We start from the raw sequence: 23,552 nt of genomic DNA on the forward strand, positions 1-23,552 counted from the left end.
GCACTAGGCCTGGACGAAGTCCGGGCCCGCGCCTTTAGACGCGAGCCCGGGGCCCGTGGGTTATACCCTAAGAGCAAGCCACCCTTTTTAAGGGTGGTTCTGATTTATCTGACGGTTTAAAACGGTCTCACGTGTTACAGATTAAGACGTTATATCTGGACAGTCACGCCATCCCAATTACATCCCCGTTAGCAGCACGATGTCGAGAATCGTCACGATGACGCCGATCCCTACGAGCAGCGCGTTGAGCGGGCGCGAGTTGGCGTATTTGCCCATGACGCGGCGTGAGCTGGTGAGTCGTATGAGCACAAAGACCGTAATCGGCAGCTGAAGCGACAGCAGTGACTGACTCCAGATGAGACCTTCAAAAGGATTCGGGACGACCAGACACGCCGCCACTGCACCGACGAAACAGGCTGCCACCCCGATCGAGGAATGTCGGTCGTGGATGTCGTATTCCTCGTCGAACATGCCCGCGGTGATGGTGCCCGCCGCCATGCCCGCTGTCACGCTACTCGAGAGACCCGCAAACAGCAGCGCCACCGCAAAGATGGTCGAGCTCGCCGGGCCCAGAATGGGGGAGAGCGTGGCCGCTGCGACGGCGAGGTCGTCTACGACAATGCCGTGCGCAAAGAAGGTCGTCGCGGCCAGGATGACCATGGCCGAGTTGATTGCCCAGCCAACACCCATCGAAAAGAGCGTGTCAAAGAGCTCGTAGCGCAGACGTTCTTCGATAACCTGCTCGCCTTGGCCTTCGAAGTGCATGGATTGGATGACCTCGGAGTGCAGGAAGAGGTTGTGGGGCATAACGACCGCGCCTAGGACACTTACGATAATCGCGGCAGAGCCAGTGGGCATACTGGGTGTGATCCAGCTTGCGGCGGCTTGCGGCCAGTCGACCTTGACTAGCGCAAGCTCGGCCAAAAACGAGAGTCCTACCACGCCTACGAAGGCGATGATCCATCGCTCGGCGCGCTTGTAGGAGCTCGTCATGAGCATCGCCATCGATGCCGCGGCCACGATGACGCAGCCGGCGCGCACGGGTAGTCCAAAGAGCATCTGGAGCGCGATCGCGCCGCCCAGGACCTCTGCCATAGTGGTGGCGATGGTTGCGAGGTAGGCACTGGCGAGCACCGTGCGCCCAACGAAGCGGGGGAGGTAACGTGTGGTGGCCTCGGCAAGACAGGCGCCCGTGGCGATACCCAGGTGTGCCGCGTTGTGCTGCAGCACAATGAGCATAATCGTGGACAGCGTGACGATCCACAGCAGCGCGTAGCCAAACTGCGAGCCCGCGGCCATATTGGAGGCCCAGTTGCCCGGGTCGATAAAGCCGACGGTCACGAGCAGCCCGGGGCCGATATGCCGCGCAATGTCTAGGCCTCCGTGACCACCGGTGCGTCGGGAGCCAAAGTGTTGTTTGAGATGGTTGAGCATGGTGCGCTCCTGCGTGTCGTTTGTTTGACGCCGCAAAGGATACCTGTTTTAGGCTAAAAAGTTAACCAAGACTAACAAAATTGTTGTATTTGGATAGGCTGGTGAAAGGGGATTGCCGAAATCTCTTGATCTGTAACAACTAGGGATGGAAATTGGGTCTTACTGTTACAGATTGAGATGTTTGAAGAGGTGAGTTTGCAGGCCGAACTTGGGGCCTATGTTGTCGCCCTTGAGGTCGGCGGTGTCCACTCGTAGGGCGTGCGTTACGCGATTGTTTCGAAACGGGCGGGAAACACAACGGACCGGTGATGCTTCTAGTATGCCTAGTCAACTGACTGTCTAACACCTAGGGGAGGATCGCGATGCAGGCAGATTCCGCTCAGCAGCAGGGCCTTTATCGCCCCGAATTCGACCACGATGCATGTGGCATCGGCGCGCTTGCAGATATCAACGGTGAGCGCCATCACCAGATTCTGGACGATGCACTGTCCATTCTGGTTAACTTGGAGCACCGCGGTGGTACGGGACTCGAGAAGAACACCGGCGACGGCGCTGGCATCCTGTTCCAGGTTCCGCATCACTTTTTCCGTAAAGAGGCTCAAAAGTGCGGTCAGATTCTGCCGGCAGAGGGCGACTATGGCGTGGCCATGCTGTTCTTCCCGCAGGACGACAAGGGTGTAGAGGATGCCCGCCGCGTGTTTGAGGAGGGCTGCGCCGAAGCCGGCGTGCCGCTGCTCTTCTGGCGCGAGGTGCCGGTCGACCCGCACGACCTGGGCGAGACGGCCCGCGCCTGCATGCCTACTATCCTGCAGGCTTTCCTGGGCCGTCCGGACGACACGCCCGCCGGCGATGCCTTTGAGCGTCGCCTGTACGTGTGCCGCCGCACCATCGAAAAGAAGGCCGACGCTGAGTTCGCCCTGCGCGACAAGATCTTCTATGTGTGCTCCATGAGCTCGCGCACCATCGTGTACAAGGGCATGCTTGTGGCCACGCAGATGCGCCGTTTCTTCATCGACCTCAACGACGCCGCCGTCAAAACGGCCGTGGCGCTCGTCCACTCGCGCTACTCCACCAACACCACGCCCAGCTGGGAGCGCGCACATCCCAACCGCTTTATCATCCACAACGGCGAGATCAACACCCTCAAGGGTAACGTCAACTGGATTCGCGCCCGCGAACCCAACCTGTACAGCCCCGTGCTGCAGCACGATCTTGAGCGCGTGATGCCCATCATCAACCGCGAGGGCTCCGACTCCGCGATTCTGGACAATGTGCTTGAGTTTTTGGTCATGAACGGCCGTCCGCTCACGCGTGCCGCGTCCATGCTGCTGCCCGAGCCGTGGGACCACAACGACAGCCTGAGCGAGGAGCGCCGCGCCTACGACGCCTACCAGTCCATGCTCATGGAGCCCTGGGACGGCCCGGCCGCCATCGCCTTTACCGACGGCCGTACCCTGGGTGCTGCCCTCGACCGCAACGGCCTGCGTCCCGCCCGCTACTATGTGACGCGCGACGGTCGTTTTATGCTGGCAAGCGAGGTGGGCACCATCGAGGTGAGCCCCGAGAACATCCTGACGAGCGGCTGTCTGGGGCCGGGCCAGATGCTCGAGGTCGACTTTGCCCGCGGTCGCGTCATCTACAACGACGAGCTGCGTGCCCGTTACGCCAAGGAAAAGCCCTACCGTGATTGGATTGCCGAGGAGACGCTGACCGTCGACGCGCTCGATGAGCCCGTTGCGGCAACACCCGCCGAGGACGACGAGGTGCCTACCGCCGTGCGTATGGCCAAGCTCGGCTATCACTGGGATGATGTTGACGAGGTCGTGCGCCCCATGGCCCAGCAGGGCAAGGCACCGCTCGCTTCGATGGGTATCGATGCGCCGCTGGCCTGCCTGTCCAAGAAGACGCGTTCGTTCTTCGATTACTTCTATCAGCTGTTCGCCCAGGTCACGAATCCGCCGATCGATGCCCTGCGCGAGCATATGGTAACCTCGACCACGCTCTACCTGGGCAACCACGGTAACCTGCTCGAGGACTCCCGCACGGCCTGCCAGCTGGTGCGCCTGGAGCGCCCGTTGCTCAACGAGGAGGAGTTCGACCGCATCTGCGCCATCGACCGCGTGGGCTTTAAGACCCGTCGCTTCCGTGCCGTCTACCGCCGCGACGCCGGCGAGGGCGCGCTGCAGGCTGCGCTTAAGCAGCTTGCCGAGGACGTTGAGGCTGCGGTCCGCGACGGTGTGAACATCGTGGTGCTGAGCGATCGTGCCGCTGCGGGCGAGGTGCCCGTGCCGTCGCTGCTCGCTGTGGGCTGCGTGCACAACCACCTGATCCGCGCCGGCGTGCGTACCTTTGCCGACATCGTGGTGGAGTGCGGCGATGCCGTGTCTCCGCACGACTTTGCGGCGCTGGTGGGCTACTCCGCGAGCGGCATCTATCCGTACAACGCGCATGCGTGCATTCGCGATCTGGCGGCGCGCAGCGACCTGGACGTGACGGCCGAGCAGGGCATCGACAACTACAATAAGGCCGCGACGGCGGGTATCGTCTCCATCATGTCCAAGATGGGCATCTCCACGGTGCAGAGCTACCATTCGGCGCAGATCTTCGAGGCCGTGGGCTTTACGCCCGAGTTCGTCAACGCGTACTTTGCCGGCACGGTGAGCCGTGTGGGCGGTATGGGTGTCGAGGACGTCGAGCGCGAGCAGAACGAGCGCTACGACGCCGCGCTCGCTATCCTCAAGAGCCCGGCTCCCGATCAGCTGCCCACGCTGGGTCTGACCAAGTGGCGCCCGCTCGGCGGCGAGGATCACCTTATCGACCCGCAGACCGTCTACCTGCTGCAGACCGCCTGCCGCGAGGACAGCTACGACACCTTTAAGGAGTACAGCGCCCGCCTGCACCGCACCGGCCGTGCCGTGCGCCTGCGTGACCTGCTGGACTTTAATGCCAACGGTCGCACGCCGGTTTCGCTCGACGAGGTGGAGCCCGCGCTCAACATCGTCCGTCGCTTTAACACCGGCGCCATGTCGTACGGTTCCATCAGCAAAGAGGCACACGAGTGCATGGCCATCGCCATGAACCGCCTGCACGGTCGTTCCAACTCGGGCGAGGGCGGCGAGGATCCGCGTCGCGAGACCCCGCTGGCCAACGGTGACTCCAAGAATTCCGCCATCAAGCAGGTGGCAAGCGCGCGCTTTGGCGTGACGAGCCGCTACCTGTGCAGCGCCTTCGAGATTCAGATCAAGATGGCCCAGGGCGCCAAGCCCGGCGAGGGCGGTCACCTGCCCGGCAAGAAGGTCTACCCCTGGATTGCCGAGGTCCGTCAGTCCACGCCCGGCATCGGCCTGATCTCGCCTCCGCCGCACCACGACATCTACTCCATCGAGGACCTGGCAGAGCTGATCTTTGACCTTAAGAACGCCAACCCCGGCGCGCGCGTGTCGGTCAAGCTGGTCAGCGAGGCCGGCGTCGGCACCATCGCCACCGGCGTGGCCAAGGGCGCTGCCGACAAGATTTTGATCAGCGGCCACAACGGCGGCTCGGGTGCCGCTGCTCGCGATTCGATCTGGCACGCGGGTCTGCCGCTGGAGCTCGGTCTTGCCGAGGCCCAGCAGACGCTGCTGCAAAACGGCCTGCGCTCGCGCGTAGTGCTCGAGGCCGACGGCAAGCTCATGGACGGCACCGATGTTGCTGTCGCCTGCCTGTTGGGCGCCGAGGAGTTTGGCTTTGCGACCATGCCGCTCATCTCCATGGGCTGCCTCATGCAGCGCGACTGCCAGCAGGATACCTGCCCGGCCGGCATCGCCACGCAAAACTGTCGCCTGCGTCGCGGCTTCCGCGGCAAGCCGGAGCACGTCGAGCACTTTATGCTCTTTGTTGCCGAGCAGCTGCGCGAGGTCATGGCGAGCCTGGGCTTCCGCACCGTCGACGAGATGGTCGGCCACCCCGAGTGCCTGCGCCAGATCGAGGTCCCGGGCAACCGCAAGGCCAACCTGCTCGATCTGTCGCCCGTGCTGGCAAGCGTGACCTGTGAGTTTGGTGCCCACATCCCGGGCGCCGACGGCCGTCACTTCCTGCCCCAGATGGCTGCGGACAGCGAGCTCGATAAGACGCTCGACTCCACGTTGTTTGTGCCCTATACGGCCGATGCCCGTGCGCACCTGCGTCCGATTCGCTTTCGCGCCGATATCGCCAACGTCAACCGCTGCGTGGGCACCATCTTGGGCAACGCGGTGACCAAGGCACATCCCGAGGGCCTGCCCGCCGGCTCCATCACCATCGATTGCGATGGTTCGGCCGGTCAGAGCTTTGGCGCCTTCCTGCCGCGCGGCATTACGCTCAACGTGTGCGGCGACGCCAACGACTACTTTGGCAAGGGCCTTTCGGGCGGCGAGGTGTCGGTGCGCCCCAACCCGCATGCGACCTACAAGTTCGACGAGAACATCATCGTGGGCAACGTGGCCTTCTTTGGCGCCACGAGCGGTCGCGGCTTTATTAACGGCTTGGCAGGCCAGCGCTTTGGCGTGCGCAACTCCGGTGCCACGGTGGTGGTCGAGGGCTGCGGCAACCATGGCTGCGAGTACATGACGGGCGGTCTGGCGCTCATCCTGGGCGAGGTCGGGCAGAACTTCGCCGCCGGCATGACGGGCGGCGTGGCTTACGTCTTTGACCAGTACGGCACGCTCGATGCCCGTGTGAACCACGAGAGCGTTGAGCTCAAGGCCCCGACGGCCGGCGAGCTGGCGCAGATTCGTGCGCTCATCCAGGAGCACGTGGACGCGACGCAGAGCCCGCGCGGCATTAAGCTGCTCTACAGCTTTGAGACGATGAGCAAGCACTTTGTGAAGGTCATTCCGACCGAGTACGAGCGCGTGCTGGCGATTGTCGCCGCCGCCGAGGCCGTCGGCAAGACGCATGCGCAGGCAGAGGAGCTGGCGTTTGACATTGTGACCGGTCGCGCGAGTGCCGCGGATGTCGCTCGCTTCGATGCCGCGGGCGGCGCTGCGGGCGCTGCGTCCACCACCGCCAGCTCTGTTGCTTCGACCAAGAAGGAGGCGTAAGTGCCATGGGTAAGCCCGGTGCTTTTCTTGATATCGATCGCGTGACCCACGAGCTTCGCCCCGTGGAGGAGCGCAGCCATGATTTTGATCCGCTGTACGTGGAGCTCGATGACGATGCGCGCCGTGCCCAAGCGAGCCGCTGCATGATGTGCGGCGTGGCGTTTTGTCAGATGGGCGCGAGCTTTGGCAAGGCGCGTCCGAGTGGCTGCCCGCTGCACAACCTGATTCCCGAGTGGAATGAGCTGGTGTACCGCGGCCGCTGGGACGAGGCTGCCGAGCGCCTGTCGCTCACCTCGCCCATGCCCGAGTTTACGAGCCGCGTGTGCCCGGCGCTGTGCGAGGCCGCGTGCAACCTGGGTTCGGTCGACGGCCAGCCCACGACGATTCATGACAACGAGCGTGCGATCAGCGACCATGAGTGGGCAAATGGCGGTCCGCGTCGCTTTGAGCCGGCGGGGGAGGGCGCACCCACGGTCGCCGTGGTGGGCTCCGGTCCTGCTGGTCTGGTGGCAGCATGGGAGCTCGCGCGTCGCGGCGCCCGCGTGACGGTGTTTGAGCGTGACGACCGTCCGGGCGGCCTGCTCATGTACGGCATTCCCAACATGAAGCTCGAGAAGTCTGTGGTCGAGCGCCGCGTGGCGCTCATGCGCGAGCTGGGTATTGTCTTTGAGCTGGGCGCTGACGTTACGAACCCTGCGGTAGCGGCCAAGCTCAATGGCTTTGACGCCGTTGTGGTGGCTGCCGGCGCTCGTGCACCCCGCGGTCTTTCGGCTACGAATGTGGATGCCCCGGGCGTGGTGTATGCCGTGGACTACCTGACGGCTTCGACCGTCTCGGTGCTCGATGGTGGTGAGCCCGCGGTGAACGCGCGTGGCCTGGACGTTGTGGTCATTGGCGGCGGCGATACCGGCAACGACTGCGTGGGCACCGCGGTGCGCCAGGGTGCGCGCAGTGTGCGCCAGTTTGAGTTCTTGCCGGCCGCGCCCGATAAGCGTGCGGCGAGCAACCCTTGGCCGCAGTGGCCCAACGTTAAGAAGACCGACTACGGTCAGCAGGAGGCTATCGCTGCCATGGGCGGCGAGATGCGTGCCTGGGGCGTGGATACGCTCGAGGTGCTGCTGGACAAGAAGGGCGCGGCAGCGGGCCTGCGCGTGGTCGATCTGGATTGGTCGGCCGGCAAGCCCGAACGCATCGCGGGCTCCGAGCACGAGGTGCCGGCCCAGCTGGTGCTCATCGCCTGTGGCTTTACGGGTCCGGAGCGCAGCGTGTTCGAAGCTGTCGGCGTACCTGTTGCCACGGCGGGCCGCCCGCTGCCTGTGATGGTCGCCGAGGGCTCGCATCTTGCGGCGCGTGTCGACGGCGTCGCCGCAGATGCCGCGCCGGTGTATGTGGCCGGCGACGCCCGCAACGGCAGCTCGCTCGTAGTGAGCGCCATGGCCGACGCCCTGGCCTGCGCTGCCGAAGTCGCCGAGGCGCTGGAGCTGTAAGGCGGCTGTCCACAGCTGAATCGTCAAGGGCTGTCCCCAACGGCCGGCCCAAAAGGAACGTCCCCAAGTGCCGGCAGCTGGGGGCGTTCCTTATGTGCCGGCATTCGGGGACACTCCTTGCGGGTTTGCGGGCGACTTTGTCATTTGTCGACGTACAAGTATTCATTCGTCGACGTTTGCGACTGTGGTGCTCTGCTGTTTCTGTGGTGGCAGCGGGCATCTGGCTCAAAATGGCGGGTCAGCTGTCTATATCTACCTGCCGTTTCTTTGCGGTGCGCATTTTCGGTCAAGCATCCCGTCAAGTGTTTGGTCGGCAGTTGGTTTGCAGCCGGAGGCCTATTTTGTCCGTGCTGACAGTGGCTGCCCACCCTCCTCGTAAGCTCAAATTGAGGTTCATCAGTTTGAGGAGGATGCCGTGACTGACCACGTTTTAGACCGAGCGCAGCTAGCCGAAGCCGTCGGCAACGATATTGCCGACATGGCCCATTTTTGGATGCTGCGGAAGTTCCAGTTTTTGGAGCCGGCGCGCGAACAGTTCGAGATCATTGTCGACCCGTGGCTCAGCTATTGCACCGAGCCTTCGCAAAACGAAATCATGGCCTACAACATGGCATTTACCGATTGGCTGCTCTTCGAGCGCCCCTATCGCCATGGCAAGACGCTGCTCGAGCTGTATGTTGAAGAGCCGCCGACATCGCTTTCGCCTGCCGCGCTCAAGCGGCTCGAGCAGGTACGCGACACGCAGTATTTCTCGCGCTTTGGCATTTTGGACAAGGATCCTGCGACTGGTATGGTCGCGCTGAAGGACACGCGCGCCGACCGTCGCTTTGATGTCTACGACCCGCATATCGTGCAAAAGGAGCATTGGAGCGACGGAGCGATTGCGGTGCGCCTCGCCTGCGTCGACGATGTCTGGCTGACGGCGGGACAACTCTATCTGTATGACATCGCACGCCTGAGTGACACGGCGGTCGATGGGCCTGGTGCGGTGCATCCGGAGGACCTGCAGGATGGCTTTGACACCTCGTGCATCAGTTTCTTCTTGCGTCTGGTCCGCGACATCATGGGCGCCCAGGGGCGCTACGTAAAGTCGCTCAACATCTACGAGCAGGAGTGGGAGTAGGGGATGTGGCTGGTGTCGCCCTGCTGCCCTGACTTTGTCTCAATCTGTAACGTTTGGCGGCTGTTTGGGCCCGTAACTGTTACAGATTGAGACGGAAGGTTGGCGGCTGCCGAAAGATCTTGTTCTGTAACAACTAGAGGCTCAAAGACTGTCTTCCTGTTACAGATCAAGACATTTGTCAGCGGAGGCAACGGTGACGATGGTCCATTTGTCTGACGTGGTGGTGATGAAAGTGCCTAATACCGTTCTCAAACACAAACATGCGACTCGCAACACGTTGGCGCGGAATAGGATGCTCGCGCGGCTCGCGGAGACGGCCAAGCAAGGTGCGCTGCTCGCAACGCATGACAATACCGAGCTCATGTGGCTGCGACGCCATGTTGGAACCGACGATATCGCGGAGCCCGAGCCGTACCTGTTCTGTTTTCAGCATGATTGGGATGCATTGACGCCGGCGGAGCGAGCGCTGAGGACTATCAAAGGGCTTGCGAAATTTCATCCCGATTGGGCGTTTTGGGGATATGACGCCGCGCTGATATGGGGTCTGGAGGTGCCGAATGATCTGCTCGGGCCGCGTTTTCTTGTTAAGACGGGCTGTTCGGTGACGTTGAGCAACGGGTGTAGGCTGTTGCGTCCTCAGATGGCGGGAGCGCTTGAGCGCGTCGACGGCGTGCGGGTGACGCCGTTTTGGCGCACGGTGGAGGATTGCTTGCTGCGTGCGCCGTTCTCTTACGGGTTGGCGATTGCCGATTCTGCGCTGCGGGCGAAGAGCGTGTCACGTGGGGATTTGTGCGAGCGCCTCCGCGCCGATTGCGAGGGCAGGCGAGGGTATCGCAGGGCACAGGTGATTGCGTCGTATGCGGACGGGATGTCCGAAAACGGCGGCGAGTCTCGGTTCAGAGCGTTCTTTATTGCGTACGGCTTTCCGGTTCCGGAGCTGCAGGTGGAGTTTCGCGACCCGCTCGATCCGAGCCAGGTATTTCGCGTCGACTATTTTTGGCAGCTCGAGGACGGGACGTGTGTCATCGGCGAGCTCGACGGAAAGGGGAAGTACACCTTGCAGAACGGCGAGGGTCGGGAGCCGGTCGACCCATTCGTGGCAGAGCGTCAGCGGGAGTCCCATCTGACAATGCTCGGGCACAAGGTGCTTCGGTTTACGTTTGATGAGCTCAAGAATCCGGGGAAGCTGGTTGAGAAGATGAGGTTGGCGGGTATTCCGCGACGGCCCGATTTGGCTGAGGAGTGGAGACGTCAGTGGTATGGGCGCTGAGAGGTTTTGTCTCAATCTGTAACGTTTAGAGGTTATTTGAGCTCGTAACTGTTACAGATCGAGACAAACCGGTGAAGCGTCGACCGAATGTCTTGATCTGTAACAGCAAGGGGCCCAACAACCCTGTATCTGTTACAGATCGAGACACTTCCCTGGTGTCGCTGGGGTGGGACTGCAGCGTATTCCGTCCCCCACATCCCCTCTTCCCTCCGTTAACCGATATGTCTGTGGCAATCGGGCTACACTGGATAATAATGAACAGATGTTCAAGTTTTCTGAGGGGGAGGAGCTCGATATGGCGTCTGCCGATCGTTCCACGTTGTTTATCAATGCGACCATTCTGGACGGCTCGGAGCATATGGAGCCGCAACCCGATATGGCCGTGACTGTTGAGCGCGGCGTCATCACCTGGATGGGGCCGAGTGCTGTGGCGCAGGCGCCCGCGGGTGCCGAGGTTATCGACCTGGGCGGTGCGTATCTCATGCCCGGTCTCATCAATATGCACGTGCACCTGTGCGGCTCGGGCAAGCCTGTCTCGGCCGGCGATGCGGGCGCGCTGATGAAGAAGCTCGATAATCCCGTGGGGCGCGCCATCGTGCGCCATATTCTTAAGGGCAGCGCCCAACAACAGCTGGCAAGTGGCGTGACCACGGTGCGCGGCGCGGGCGACCCGCTGTTTGCCGATCTGGCCGTGCGCGATGCTATCGATGCCGGCAAGTATCAAGGTCCTCGCCTGGTGGCGCCGGGAACGGGCGTAACGGTGCCGGGCGGCCATGGTGCGGGCTTGTTCGCCCAAGTGGCCAACAGTCCCGCCGAGGCAGCCGAACAGGTGCGCGACCTGTATGCGCGTGGTGCCGACGTCATTAAGCTGTTCGTGACGGGCGGCGTGTTCGACGCTACCGAGGTGGGCGAGCCGGGTGTGCTGCGTATGCCGGTCGAGGTTGCCGCGGCGGCGTGCAAGGCGGCGCACGAGGTGGGCCTGCCGGTTATGGCCCATGTCGAGAGCACCGAAGGCGTGAAGGCTGCGCTTCAGGCCGGCGTCGATACGATCGAGCACGGCGCTCCGTTGACGCCCGAGATCATGGAACTGTACCGTGGCGCCGCGGGCACGCAGCTCGAGGGGCGTGCGCCCAGCGTTACCTGCACGATCAGCCCGGCGCTGCCGTTTGTATTGCTCGACCCGGAAAAGACCCATTCGACCGATACACAAAAGAAGAACGGTGACATCGTGTGCTCGGGCATCATCGAGAGCGCCCGTGCCGCACTGGAAGCTGGCGTTAAGGTGGGCCTTGGCACGGACTCGAGCTGCCCGTTCGTGACGCAGTACGACATGTGGCGTGAGGTGGCCTATTTTGCCAAGTATGTCGGCGTGGGCAACGCCTTCGCGCTGCATACGGCCACGCAGGTCAATGCCGAGCTGCTGGGGCTGGGCGGCGAGACCGGCACAATCGAGTGCGGCAAGGCCGCCGATATCCTGGTGACGCGCGAGAACCCGCTCGATGACCTGTGCGCTCTGCGTGAGCCGATACATGTGATGTGTCGCGGTGATCTGGTACGCAAGCTCAAGGTGAAGCGTATTCCCGAGGTGGACGCCGAGCTCGACGCGATTATGGCCATGCCGGCTGAGGCGCTGGCCGAGGAGCTTGCCCGCGACGGCGTGGCGTAAGCGCGCGATATGGCGATGCGAAAAAGGACAATCCTTTTGTCATAATCAGAAAAAGCCGAGGTCCCGGTGCGAGGCCTCGGCTTTTATTTGTCCTATGGTGTAGCGGCTATGAGCGCGTCTCCATCTTGGCGTGGCACTTGGGGCAGGTGACGCGAATCTTGCCCTTGCCCTTGGGGACGGAGAGCATCTGGCCGCAGTTGGGGCACTTGAGGTATGCCGTGGTCTTGCGACCCTTCCACATCTTCTTGGCTGTGCGCTTGGCGCGCTCAAAGTCTTCCTTGCTCGTTCCGGCTGCGCGTGAGGTGCTGGCCGCTGCGGCGCCGGCGCCCAAGCTGGCGACAAACTTGCCCAAGCCGGGAACATTGGCGGTCGCGGCGACAAAGGCCTCGTTCTCCTTGTGACGTGCGTCGATATTTTTGGACAGGCCGCGCAGCACGCCAATCACGATTACGGCGATGGCAATCCAGCTGAGCCACTGGATGCGGGCTATCGATCCGATCATGGCGATGATAATGCCTGCGAAGCCCATCACGATGGTGAGTTCGTCAGCGCCATTGCGGCCCTTCATAAAGTCATTCATGCAAATTGCCTTTCATTCGATATGCCGCACGCCTTTATACCCGATTTAGAGCAAGGGGGACAGGTTAATCTGCACCAATGTGGTGCAAACGTACCTGTCCCCAATGCCCCAATTACTTGGAGAGTTTGTCGACGACGCGTTCGATTTCGGCGAGTTTGGCGGCTTTGAGGTCTTCGTCGCCCGATTCGATTGCCGAAGTCACGCAGCCCTCGATATGCGCCTTGAGCACGTCGGCGTTAATGCGCGCGAGGAGCGCCTGTGTTGCCATGAGCTGCGTGGAGATGTCGACGCAATAGCGGTCCTCATCGACCATCCGCAAGATGCCGTCGATCTGGCCGCGTGCCGTTTTGAGCATGCGGGTCACCGATTTGTGGTCTGCCATCATGGCGGGTCCTCGTTTCTGGTCGATCTTCCGGATGTCCCCGTCAGTTGCGGTGAAATACGGACTGTTTAAGGGCCTAGGGCGGCTCAACAGTCCGTATTTCACCGCAACTTCTGAGGGGGCAGGTGGCGCCTGCTACGCGGCGGTTACGGACAGGGCATGGAATTTCTCGCCGGCGCCCTCGACGGCGGCGGCGAGCTGCTCGGCGGTCACGGTGTCGGCGCACTCTACCTGGACGGTCTGGGTCTCGTGATCGGCGTCGGCGTCGGTCACGCCGGCTACGTTGAGCAGCGCCGTCTCGACGGTGGCGTCGCAGTGGCCGCACATGAGGCCGGAAGTCTTGATTGTGAAACGCATGGGTATTCCTCTCTGTTGTGTCGGCTTTCCCAGGCACCCGACCTTGACCTTCAAGCCGTCGCTCGCGTACCAAAGTACGCGTCGCTCCTCTTTCAGGTCAATCTCGGGCACCTGGAAAACCCGTTCTAAATGGACTTAATGGTGATCCTATTTTGCCACTTTGGGCTTAAAGGATTTTAGGCGCAGAGCGTTGCTTACGACACATACGCTCGACAGGCTCATGGCCGCGGCGCCAAACATCGGCGAGAGCTGCCACCCGGTGAGCGGGAAGAACACGCCCGCCGCCAGCGGAATGCCGATGCCGTTGTAGAACAGCGCCCAGAACAGGTCCTGCTTGATGTTGCGGATCGTGGCGCGCGAAAGCTCGATGGCGCGGGCGACGTCCATGAGGTCGCTGCGCATGAGCACCACATCTGCCCCTTCTTTGGCGATGTCGGCGCCGGTGCCGATGGCAAGGCCCACGTCGGCGCGCGCCAGGGCGGGGGAGTCATTGATGCCGTCGCCCACCATGGCGACCTTGCCGCCCGCATCCTGCAGTTCGCGCACGTGGCGTTCCTTGTCGGCGGGGAGAACGTCGGCGATGACCTGTTCGCTGCTCAGCCCCACGCGGCGGGCGATCGCTTCGGCGGTGACGCGGTTGTCGCCGGTGAGCATGCGCACGTCGACGCCAAGCGAGCGCAGTGCGGCGATGGCCCCGGCGCTCGTCTCCTTGACCTCGTCAGCCACGGCAACGGTGCCGGCAAGCTCGCCGTTCTTGGCAAAGAACAGCGGCGTCTTGCCCTCGGCGGCAAATTGCTCGGCAAGACCCGCGGGCACGGTAACGCCCAACTCGTTCATCAGGCGTACGTTGCCGGCTGCAATGGCGTTTTGCCCCTCGCGCGCCGTAACGCCGCGACCGGGCACGGCGGCAAAGTCCTCGACCATGCGTGCGACGATCCCGCGTGTCTCGCACTCGGCCATAATCGCCTCGGCCAGCGGGTGCTCGCTCGAGCGCTCCAACGCGGCGGCCAGCTTGAGCAGCGCCTTTTCGCTCATGGCGGGCGAGCCGTCGGCGCGCGTGGCTACCACGATATCGGTCACGGCAGGCTTACCGCGGGTGACGGTGCCCGTCTTGTCGAGCACCACGGTGCCCACGCTGCGCAGGTTCTCCAGCGCCTCGGCGCTCTTAAACAGAATGCCCATCTCGGCGCCCTTGCCGGTGCCGACCATAATGGCGACGGGCGTGGCCAGGCCCAGCGCGCACGGGCAGCTGATCACCAGCACAGCGACGGCGGAGGTGAGCGCCTCATTCACGTCGCTGGTCAGTGCCATCCACACCACAAAGGTCACGGCCGAGATCACGAATACCACGGGCACAAACACGCCGGCGACCTTGTCGGCCAGGCGGGCGATGGGCGCCTTGGTGGCGTTGGCATCCTCGACGAGCTGGATAATCTTGGCGAGCGACGTGTCGGCGCCCACGCGCGTGGCGCGGAAGGTAAACGAGCCCGTGCGGTTGACCGTGGCCGCGTTGACAGTGTCGCCGGCGGTCTTCTCCACGGGAATGGATTCGCCGGTCAGCGCACTTTCGTCCACGGCCGAGCTGCCCTCGAGCACCACGCCGTCAACGGGGATGGACTCGCCGGGGCGCACGCGCAGCACCTGACCGGGTAGGATGGCGTCGACGTCCACAGTGGTCTCGGTGCCGTCCTCTGCCACGACGGTCGCGTTCTTGGGTGCTAGGTCGATGAGCGCCTCGATGGCGCCGCCGGTCTTGGACTTGCTGCGCGTCTCGAGGTATTTGCCTACGGTGACGAGCGACAGGATGGTGCCGGCGCTCTCAAAATACAGGTTGTTCATGCCTGTCATCATGGCCTCGTGGACCTGGCCCGCGGCCAGCTGATCGGCCATGATAAACATGGCGTAGAGCGACCAGGCAATGGATGCGGTGGCACCCACGGCAATAAGGGCGTCCATGGTAGGCGCGCCGTGCGCGAGCGATTTAAACCCGTTGATAAAGTACGCGTCGTTGATGTAGACGATGGGGATGAGCAGGGCGAGCTCGGTGAGCGCGAGCGTCATGCTGTGGGTATGGTCGGTGAAGATGCCGGGCAGCGGCCAGCCGAGCATGTGCCCCATGCCTATGTAGAACAGCGGGATGAGGAATACGATCGAGACGATGAGGCGGGTGCGCATGGCAGAGGCGGCGGCCTCCAACTTTTTGGTCGGCGACTCCATATGGGCGGCGCCGGACCTGGCTTGCGCACTTCCGCTTTGGACAGCGTCGGTGCCCGCGCTGACGGGCGAGGCCGAGTAGCCCGCGCGGTCGACAGCGGTACAGATGTCGTCGGGGGAGACCTGCGCGGGGTCGTAGTCGACCAGCATGGAGCCGGCGAGCAGGTTGACCGCGACGCTTTGGACGCCGTCGAGCTTGCTCACGGCACGGTCCACGTGCGCCTGGCAGGCGGCGCACGTCATGCCGCCCACATCGAACTTATCTTGAGCCATGGCTTCTCCTTTCTGTTGTTCGCTGTTGGAATTGTTAACCTGATGATACTATACACCCATACCCCCTGGGGGTGTCTAGTGGAGATTGAAATGTATGACATTTCGCTACAGAAGGAGACCGACTGCCGGGGCGGCGGACCGTCCGGCCAACATCTCAATCTGTAACAACTAGACCCGTTTTTGCTGAGTTGCTGTTACGGATCGAGACAAACCGTCCGGGGTCAACTCGAATGTCTCGATCTGTAACATCTAGAGAGGTTTTTGGACCCTTACTGTTACAGATTGAGATGTTGTCTCGTGGGGTTGAGATTTGTCTCGTTCTGTAACATCTGGGGACCGTTTTGCCGAGTTACTGTTACAGATCGAGAGAAACCGTCCGGGGTCAACTCAAACGTCTTGATCTGTAACACCTAGCAGCGAAGATGACCCCTTACTGTTACAGATCGAGACAAACCGGAGCAGGTGTCTTGGACCCTGCAATGAAAAACGCCGGGGCACCCGTGTGATGGACGCCCCGGCGCATGTTGGGCGGGGTTTACGGAGTAGCGGGAGAGGGGGAGAAGCCGCCCCCGAAATCCTTACTCCTGACTACGTTTCTTGTCGGTTAGGAAGACGCCGGCGGCTACAAGCACGACGCCTCCGATGACGAAGGTTTCGCCTGCGAGCGCAGCATTGTCGCCTGTGGTGGGAAGCGCCGAGTTGGCTGCCGTCTTGGCGTTGCCGGCAGACGGCTTTCCGGCAACCGGCTTAGCGGCAGCCGGCGTAATCTTGGCTTGCTCGGCCTTCGCCGCCTCTTGCTCCTGGCGGGCAATCTCGTCCTTCAGGGCTTGCTCGGCGGCCACGCGCTTCGCCTTTGCCTCGTTGTAGACATTGAGCGCCGCGGTATAGGCGGGCGTCGCCTCGTCAAGAGTTGCTTGGGCGGCGTCGAGTGCGGCCTTCGCATCATGTTCCGCCTGCTTGGCGGCGACGCACTTGGCAAAGAGGGCATTGAGCGTATCGTTCGCGTTTGCGTCAGAGCCAGTAGCAATGCCGTTTTCGACGTTGATGGACTTGAGCTTTCCGAGGGCGGCGGCAGCGGCATCCGATGCGACCTGAGAATTCTCGACCGCCTGCTCGGCGTTCGCGATGGCGTCATTTGCCGCACCAAGGGCGGCTTCGGCCTCGGTTACCGCTGCGTCGGCGTCCTTCTTGGCCGCCTCGGCGGTGGCAAGATTATCGGCTGCATTGCTCAGGGCGTCGGCACGGGCCTTCTTTGAAGCAAAGTCGTTTTTCGCCGTGGCCAGATCGCTCGCAGCGTGCTCCGCGTTTGCCGCCTTGGTTTCGACGCCGTCCTTGGCGATATCGAGGGCCTGCTTCTTGGCAGCCGCGTCGCGCTCCGCCTTTTCAAGAGCGCTCTGGGCAGACGCCTGGGTCGCCGTGGCCTCATCGAGCGTTTGATGGGCCTTGTCAGCTTTCTCCTGAGCCACAGCAACGTCGGCCGAATACTTTGCGAGCTCCTCGTTGGCGGCGGTGTAGGCGGCCTGCTTGTCTGCAACGGCGTTCTTTGCGTTTTCGAGATCCGTTGCCCGTACTGCGACTGTTTGCTGCGCCTGGTCATATGCTGCCTGGGCGGCGTCGACGTCACCCTGCTTTTGAGTGACTGCGGCTTGCGCGGCTGCCGCCTGCGCACTAGCCGCATCCGCAGTGTTTTGCGCGACATCGCGTTCCGACTGGGCTGTGGTTACGGCAGCTGCGGCGGTAGCGACGTTGACGCTTTGATTGTGTGCTGTCTGCTGCTTTTGCTCGACCGCGGATGCGGCTTCGCTTGCAGTTTCGTTGGCCTTCTGCTTGTTTTGGGATGCCTGCTGGAGTGCAGCTTGCTTGCTGGCAAGATTCTTTTTGGCAGTGTCGAGCTTGCTTCCAGAGTTTTTGAGCCCGTTGACGTAGTCGTTAAGCGTCTGCTCGAACTCGTCGACGGACATAGCAGCGCTTGTCCAATCGTGGCCGGGTTTCCATGGCGAGGCTGTCTGGGCGGTAAACGAGGCGGTGGTGCCGTAGATATTATTTTTGGTGGAGGTGTTTGTTCCCGTGCCCATGACTGCAAGGTCAGGATCGATGCAGTTGGTGTAATGGCCTACCATTGCGCCAAACTTATCGGCGACATAACTGATAATGTCGGCTTTATGGGCAGTGTAGAAGTTGTAGGCAGCTTGTCCTGTGAGGTTGTAGCCGCCCAATTTGGCGGCTGCCTCGTCGAAGTATGCCTTTTCCTCCGTAATCCATCCCTGACAGGGGTCGCTGTACCCCCACGAGAGGTTCTCTGAGACGTCGAACTGCTTTGCGTGCTCAATGTTCGAGCTCGACCAGTTGGCATCGGCAATTGCCGCCGCGACAAGGTTGTACGTGACGTTGAGCGGGCTCAGGCCAACGGAAACGCGGTAGCTGTTAATCGACTTCATGACGGTGACTGCCGAGACCATATTGTCGAGCGAAGTCGCATCGTCGTCATCGCCAACATGGGTGGCATCCTTATACTTGCAGTTCTCGATAATCGAGACGGCCTCATTGGCGCCAACGGATTTAAAGAACCCAATAGCACCCTGTTTGAGTGTGGACTCGGCAGAGTCTGCCGCCTGCTGGGCGGCGTCGACGGCTGCTTGAGCAGACTGAACCGCGGCTTGGGCTGACTGCAGCTCGGTTTGAGCTTGTGCAGCCGCATTGTCTGCAGTCGTCTTTGCTGCCTTTGCCTCCTCCACAGCCTTATTCGCCTCGTCGAGCTTGGCGAGCTCTGCGCTATGAGCCGCCTTTGCGTCCTCAAGCGCCTTGTCCTTAGCAACTACCTCGGCATTCGCGGCATCGAGTTCGGATTTCTTTTGCTCGGCGTTCTGCTTTGCAGCATCGAGTCCCGATTGGGCAGCGGCAAGGTCGTTTTGTTTCTGGCTCTGATCCTGCTGGGCGTTTTCCAGAGCCTTCTCGGCGTTTGCCTGGGCACTCTTTGCGGCGTCAAGATCGGCCTTGGCAGCATCGACCTTTGCCTGGGCGGCATCATACTCCGGCCCAGCGGCGCCTGCCTTTGCGGCTGCCAAATCGGCCTGCGCGCTGTCATACGCTGCCTGCGCGTCAGCTGCCTTACCATCCGCGGCGGTCTTTGCCTGCTGGGCAGAAGCCAACACGCCCGCTGCCTCGTCGTAAGCGCTTTGCGCTGCGCTTTGGGCCTGCTGGGCGTCGGCGAGTGCGGAGTCGGCAGCGGTCTTTGCGGCCTTTGCTTGGTCAAGAACCTTCTGGGCATCTGCGGCAGACTGCTCGGCCGCCTTGATTTCCTCCGGCGTTGCGTTGGCGGCTGCCTTCTGGGCCGCTTCGAGCTTGGCCTGTGCATCTGCTGCCGCCTGCTTTGCGGAGTCGAGTGCCTTCGTCTTGTCCTCGGCATCGGCCTTGGCCGTGTCGAGCTTGCTCTGGGCATCCTTTAGCGTGGCACTGGCGTTGTCGGCCGCCTTGACGCTTTCATCGAGCTGGCGGGCGTATTCGGCGCGCACGGCGGCCTCTGCCTGCGAATTGTCGGAGACGGAAGCGTCGTAGGCGGCTTGCGCGTTGTCGCGAGCCGTCTGCTTTTTGGTATAGGGGGCGACTGCCGTGTCGTAGTCGGACTTGGCTTCTGCCTCGGCAGCCTTTGCGGCGTCGATTGCGGCCTGCAAGTCGGCAATCTTCTGGGCGTTCGTCTTTACTGCGGAGCCTGCCGCCTCGCCGGCGTGGACGGCGAGCGGGGACATGATTGCGTCCTGTGCCGTGGTGTCGTTCGCATCGTTGGCAAATGCCGAGAACGGGGCGAGCAACGACGAACCAGTCATTGCGATGGTGGTGGCTGCGGTGACGGCGAGTCGCGCGGTCTTGTGACCCGCGAATGCATGACGGGGCTCGGCGCCGCCTGAGGGTTCCAAGTGTTTAGGTGCGTACTTTGCCATTTCTTCTCCCAATCGTTGAAGGGGTACCTATGACAATTCGTACGTTACGACCGCCGAAAGGGTTCCTGTTGCGCAACATTGGCAAGGAAATATCGACACACTTGAGTCACATTTATGAGGCGAAGTTCTCGGCAAACTAACGTCTCGATCTGTAACATCTAGCAGCAAATATGACCCCTTACTGTTACAGATCGAGATGTTGTCTCGCGGGGTTGGGGTTTATCTCGTTCTGTAACAACTAGACCCGTTTTTGGCGGGTTACTGTTACAGATCGAGACATTCCGTCGGACGCCAACTCAAGATCTCGATCTGTAACAACTAGACCGATTTTTGGGTCTTAGATGTTACAGATCGAGATGTTCACGGCAAGGCACCCGCTCCCTAAATACAGAACCCGGGAACCACACAGGTTCGTTTTTTGGGATTGTCCGCGGGCGTTGCGTACATAAAGACGTCGCCGTCGTGTCCCACGCGGTTTATGTAGAGCGTGCCTTCGGTCTCCGACGTGTCGGGGCTCACCGTGCGCTCCCACCAGCAGGTGTCCTTGCCCTTCCACTGGCGGACCATCGTCTCGTTCGTGGAATACGGGCTCACCTTGAGCTCGCGGAAGAGCTGGTACTCCTTGCCCTCGCCGTTGTAGATGTCTGCCAGGTAGTGATAGTCCTCGGCAAACGAATCGGGCGGCTGTACGCCGCAGAGCTCGACCATGGCGGGCAGCCAGAGCGTCGCGGGCAGCTCGCTCAGACACGAAGCGCTTCTGGCGACGCCCACGTTGTTCGAGGTCTTCTTGACGGCCTTAATAAGCGCGCGCAGCTCGTTGGGCAGCAGCTTAAGGCCGCCGCCATCGAGCCATGCCCGCAGCTCGCAATCTGCCCAGCCGGCGCTCGGCGGTTCAGCCGCAGCATCGCGCTCGGCAATGCCGGCATCGAACATAAACGTCAGCCCGGCCCTGCCCGTCCCGTCCAAAAGCTCGTCGTGGCGGATGCCCACAAGTTGCGCGCCGACCTTCAGCCCGTTGGTGAGCGTTACGCGCTTGGTGCACGGATAGGGGATATGTCCATCGGCGTCGAGCAGGTGATAGCGCTTGGCAATCTCGCGCGCCTCGCTGCGGGTCTCGGCAGCCTTGATCTTGAGCGAAATCTCCTGCAGCTGATCCCAGGTGTAGTCGTCAAGCGAGCTGCGGATGCCGTCCAGGTAGTCGGGGATGCCAAAGCCATGGGTTGCCGCGCCAATGACGCCGAGTCCCGCAACGGCTGCAACGACGCCGCCGATAATAAAGCGGCGGCGGGTCATGGCATCATGCCGGGCCTGCTCCAGGATCTCTCGCGCGCGCTCGCCAGCGACGTCGACCTTAAGGTGCGTACCGGAGTCGATGTCGATCACGGCGTCATTGCCCGCGCCCTCGCGGCCCTCAGATTCTGCAGCGGGAAGGTATGTCGAGAGCGCCTCGAGCATCTGCTGCTCGGTGGGGCGATCGCCCTGTTCAACCGAGATACCTTTCATGATGATCTGGACAAGCGCTTTGTCGCCCTCGCAACGCGGCTCGAGCGGCGCCGGTTTTGTCTTGGTCTTTATGAGATAGAACGAGCCGGTTGCCGCAGCGCCCGTCGACTCGACATCGAACGGTTTACGACCGCTGTAGAGCTGGTACAGAATGCTCGAAAGCGCATAGACGTCGATGGCGGGCGAGCGGCGAAGGGCCGCGATGCCTTCGATATCCTGCGTGAGCATTTCGGGCGCGGCGTATGCGGGCGTGGCAAAGCGCCAGATGTCGGCACGTCGGGTGATCGTGTCATCGCTGAGGGCCATAGTGGCGGAGCCCATGTCGATGAGACAGGGGTCAAAGGAGCAGTCGGCAATCTGCTGCTCGAGCGTTCGACTGGTGGTGCGGAACATGATATTGGCGGGCGACAGATCGCGATGGACGACCGGATTCACGAGGCCTTGGGTCATCAAGAGCGCGCGAAGCACGGCGTTTCCGACGGCGGCGACCATCTGGGTGGTTAGCCCGCCCGAGGTATCGTGCGGAAGCAGGGGCAGCGTCTGCTTGAGCGAGGTGCCCTCGACCCACTCCATGAGGATGAGCGGGTTGTCCTCGCAAGAACCGTAGCCATAGACACGCGGAAATCCGCGCAGGTGCGAGACGGTGCACAGGTGACGGTACTCCTCGAACAGCGCGGCGGTATTGGCCAGATGCGCGGCCGATTGCTCGGCGGAGCGATCGGGCGTCTCGCCGGAAAGGATGGCGTTGTCTGCCAGCAGCTTAACGGCAAAGACCTCGCCGTTGGTGTTGGTTGCACGCAGTACATGGCCGATGTTGCCGTTGCTGTGATGGTCCGTTTGCAGGATGAGCGTCATAAACCGGCGCTTGGCGTCGTCCTCGGCGCTGGGGTCGACCGCCATGGCGGTGTCGAACGTGTCGAGGCGGATAAGTTTGTCGCCATAGGCGCTATCGGTAGTATCCATGGCGTTCCTTTGTCTGGCATGGGTTGCCGCGCGTATACGTTGGCGGTGCGGCTATCGGCAAATTACCATGATAGCCGCACCATCAGCATAAGCCCCTGAGTATTGTCGTTTACGACGCAGAAGGTAGAAGACAGAAGACGGGCGGCGACCGTTTTTCGATCGCCGCCCGCGTTAGTCCACAATGACAAGGAACGTCGTGTAGAGACCCAAATGGAGTCGGTCGCTGTTTTCGATTTCCACCGGGGGATAGATTTTGCCGGGCTCGCGTTGGTCGCGTGGCGGCTCAATCACAATGTCGCCGTCGCCCGCGCCCGATTCGAGCACGGTGCCGTTCGTCGACCCAAGGCCCTGAGCGTACCAGCGTCCGCCTTCGAGCCAAATGCGCAAGTGCTCGCGCGATGCATCGGCACCCACGTCGGTGATGCTGGGCGATGTCTTGGGCAGCGATCCGATTACGGTGCCGCGCGGGTCACGCGTGAGCGGATGGATCTGCATGTCAACGCTGTTGCCGGCGTGCGTCCTAAGCAAACCGAGGTTGGGGGCGACGGTGCGCGGTTGATCCAAGCTGCGCAAAAAACCACGGCCGACGGTGGTCTCGGTGGTTCCAAAGTGCCCGCCTGTCTTGTTATCGCAAAAGCGCTCAACGGTTGCTACGCCCTGAGCGGGATCGGCAAGTGCGCCCGTCGCCACAAAGAGCATCAGGAAGAGCGTGCTCTTTTCGCGGGGGCTATGGTCATCGGAGCTGCGAATGCGCCCCAAGGCGTTGGCGTAGAGTCGATCGTCGAGGCCATATTCGGCGAGAATCGACATCATCGCCTAGGCCGCGGGGCCGCTGTAATGGTCAGATAGCTCCTGGTAGGCACGCTCGCCACCACCAAGTTTGTTACCGATGGCGGCGGCTAGGTTAAGTGTAGAGACGGTGAAGTCATTGTAGATACCCGGCGCACACTGATCGGGCTCGCGGTGGACAATGTAGCGAGTGAGATACGAGCGGTTGGTGGAACATTTGTCGAGTAAGGCGCTGCCCGCATACGAGTTGCCGTTAATGAGCATGCGGGCGATCTCGAGATGCTTAAGACCGCCAAACGAGCGGATATCGTTGTAGAGGACCGAGCACGGTGTTTCCGCCGCCATGGTCGCCTCCCTAGATAACTTCGATGACGTACAGCAAACATGATAGAAATTGATTGCGCTTGAGCATGTCGACTCAATAAATGTTGCGCAACGCTTTACATAACTGTTGAGACATTATAGGGCATACACACCAAATTGCAGGATGGTTGCAAACGATACATTTGAGAG

General features: G+C 61.8%; 14 protein-coding genes. 5 read left to right on the top strand and 9 right to left on the bottom strand.

Annotation, left to right across the window (positions count from 1 at the left end; all coding sequences use genetic code 11):
- Positions 1-177: 177 nt before the first annotated feature.
- Complete coding sequence (locus tag AB5Z14_RS07185) at positions 178-1,434, bottom strand: Nramp family divalent metal transporter (RefSeq protein WP_368130891.1); 1,257 nt, start codon at positions 1,432-1,434, stop codon at positions 178-180.
- 362 nt (positions 1,435-1,796) lie between these two features.
- Here AB5Z14_RS07185 and gltB point away from each other — a divergent pair, with 362 nt between their 5' ends.
- The 5 genes from gltB (at position 1,797) to AB5Z14_RS07210 (ending at position 12,040) form a co-directional block, all read left to right on the top strand.
- On the top strand, positions 1,797-6,494 hold the full coding sequence (gltB, locus tag AB5Z14_RS07190) for a glutamate synthase large subunit (RefSeq protein WP_368130892.1): 4,698 nt from the start codon (positions 1,797-1,799) through the stop codon (positions 6,492-6,494).
- Positions 6,495-6,499: 5 nt separating this feature from the next.
- Entirely contained in the window at positions 6,500-7,981 is a 1,482-nt protein-coding gene (locus tag AB5Z14_RS07195; protein WP_368130893.1) for a glutamate synthase subunit beta, read from the top strand.
- A 415-nt stretch (positions 7,982-8,396) separates the two neighbouring features.
- A complete protein-coding gene (locus AB5Z14_RS07200) occupies positions 8,397-9,104 on the top strand; it encodes a hypothetical protein (RefSeq protein ID WP_195234702.1) in 708 nt (235 codons plus the stop codon).
- Between the two features lie 193 nt (positions 9,105-9,297).
- Positions 9,298-10,374, top strand: coding sequence for a hypothetical protein (locus AB5Z14_RS07205; protein WP_368130894.1), 1,077 nt, complete (start codon positions 9,298-9,300; stop codon positions 10,372-10,374).
- A 295-nt stretch (positions 10,375-10,669) separates the two neighbouring features.
- Entirely contained in the window at positions 10,670-12,040 is a 1,371-nt protein-coding gene (locus AB5Z14_RS07210) for an amidohydrolase family protein (protein ID WP_368130895.1), read from the top strand.
- 106 nt (positions 12,041-12,146) lie between these two features.
- Here the strand turns inward: AB5Z14_RS07210 and AB5Z14_RS07215 are convergent, their stop codons facing one another.
- The 8 genes from AB5Z14_RS07215 to AB5Z14_RS07250 form a co-directional block, all read right to left on the bottom strand.
- Positions 12,147-12,620, bottom strand: coding sequence for a hypothetical protein (locus AB5Z14_RS07215; RefSeq protein ID WP_195234706.1), 474 nt, complete (start codon positions 12,618-12,620; stop codon positions 12,147-12,149).
- Positions 12,621-12,732: 112 nt separating this feature from the next.
- On the bottom strand, positions 12,733-13,002 hold the full coding sequence (locus AB5Z14_RS07220) for a metal-sensing transcriptional repressor (protein WP_229066831.1): 270 nt from the start codon (positions 13,000-13,002) through the stop codon (positions 12,733-12,735).
- Between the two features lie 135 nt (positions 13,003-13,137).
- The gene (locus tag AB5Z14_RS07225; RefSeq protein ID WP_055251893.1) at positions 13,138-13,359 is read right to left on the bottom strand and encodes a heavy-metal-associated domain-containing protein; all 222 of its coding nucleotides are present in this window, start codon (positions 13,357-13,359) and stop codon (positions 13,138-13,140) included.
- Positions 13,360-13,506: 147 nt separating this feature from the next.
- Complete coding sequence (locus AB5Z14_RS07230) at positions 13,507-15,846, bottom strand: heavy metal translocating P-type ATPase (protein WP_368130896.1); 2,340 nt, start codon at positions 15,844-15,846, stop codon at positions 13,507-13,509.
- Positions 15,847-16,424: 578 nt separating this feature from the next.
- Positions 16,425-19,784 (bottom strand): hypothetical protein, encoded by a 3,360-nt coding sequence (locus AB5Z14_RS07235; RefSeq protein ID WP_368130897.1) that lies wholly within the window; start codon positions 19,782-19,784, stop codon positions 16,425-16,427.
- A gap of 381 nt (positions 19,785-20,165) precedes the next feature.
- Positions 20,166-22,250: a serine/threonine protein kinase gene (locus tag AB5Z14_RS07240; protein ID WP_368130898.1), complete on the bottom strand. Its 2,085-nt coding sequence runs from the start codon at positions 22,248-22,250 to the stop codon at positions 20,166-20,168.
- 171 nt (positions 22,251-22,421) lie between these two features.
- The gene (locus AB5Z14_RS07245; RefSeq protein ID WP_368130899.1) at positions 22,422-23,063 is read right to left on the bottom strand and encodes an FHA domain-containing protein; all 642 of its coding nucleotides are present in this window, start codon (positions 23,061-23,063) and stop codon (positions 22,422-22,424) included.
- Positions 23,064-23,066: 3 nt separating this feature from the next.
- Complete coding sequence (locus AB5Z14_RS07250; RefSeq protein WP_368130900.1) at positions 23,067-23,384, bottom strand: hypothetical protein; 318 nt, start codon at positions 23,382-23,384, stop codon at positions 23,067-23,069.
- Positions 23,385-23,552 lie beyond the last annotated feature (168 nt).

The organism is Collinsella aerofaciens (genome assembly GCF_040910265.1).
Lineage (GTDB): Bacteria > Actinomycetota > Coriobacteriia > Coriobacteriales > Coriobacteriaceae > Collinsella > Collinsella aerofaciens_BK.

Excerpts from the sequence above, each read along its gene's own strand:
- AB5Z14_RS07185 (WP_368130891.1), bottom strand. The coding sequence starts at position 1,434 with ATGCTCAACCATCTCAAACAACACTTTGGCTCCCGACGCACCGGTGGT.
- gltB (WP_368130892.1), top strand. The coding sequence starts at position 1,797 with ATGCAGGCAGATTCCGCTCAGCAGCAGGGCCTTTATCGCCCCGAATTC.
- AB5Z14_RS07195 (WP_368130893.1), top strand. The coding sequence starts at position 6,500 with ATGGGTAAGCCCGGTGCTTTTCTTGATATCGATCGCGTGACCCACGAG.
- AB5Z14_RS07210 (WP_368130895.1), top strand. The coding sequence starts at position 10,670 with ATGGCGTCTGCCGATCGTTCCACGTTGTTTATCAATGCGACCATTCTG.
- AB5Z14_RS07215 (WP_195234706.1), bottom strand. The coding sequence starts at position 12,620 with ATGAATGACTTTATGAAGGGCCGCAATGGCGCTGACGAACTCACCATC.
- AB5Z14_RS07220 (WP_229066831.1), bottom strand. The coding sequence starts at position 13,002 with ATGGCAGACCACAAATCGGTGACCCGCATGCTCAAAACGGCACGCGGC.
- AB5Z14_RS07225 (WP_055251893.1), bottom strand. The coding sequence starts at position 13,359 with ATGCGTTTCACAATCAAGACTTCCGGCCTCATGTGCGGCCACTGCGAC.
- AB5Z14_RS07230 (WP_368130896.1), bottom strand. The coding sequence starts at position 15,846 with ATGGCTCAAGATAAGTTCGATGTGGGCGGCATGACGTGCGCCGCCTGC.
- AB5Z14_RS07235 (WP_368130897.1), bottom strand. The coding sequence starts at position 19,784 with ATGGCAAAGTACGCACCTAAACACTTGGAACCCTCAGGCGGCGCCGAG.
- AB5Z14_RS07240 (WP_368130898.1), bottom strand. The coding sequence starts at position 22,250 with ATGGATACTACCGATAGCGCCTATGGCGACAAACTTATCCGCCTCGAC.
- AB5Z14_RS07245 (WP_368130899.1), bottom strand. The coding sequence starts at position 23,063 with ATGATGTCGATTCTCGCCGAATATGGCCTCGACGATCGACTCTACGCC.
- AB5Z14_RS07250 (WP_368130900.1), bottom strand. The coding sequence starts at position 23,384 with ATGGCGGCGGAAACACCGTGCTCGGTCCTCTACAACGATATCCGCTCG.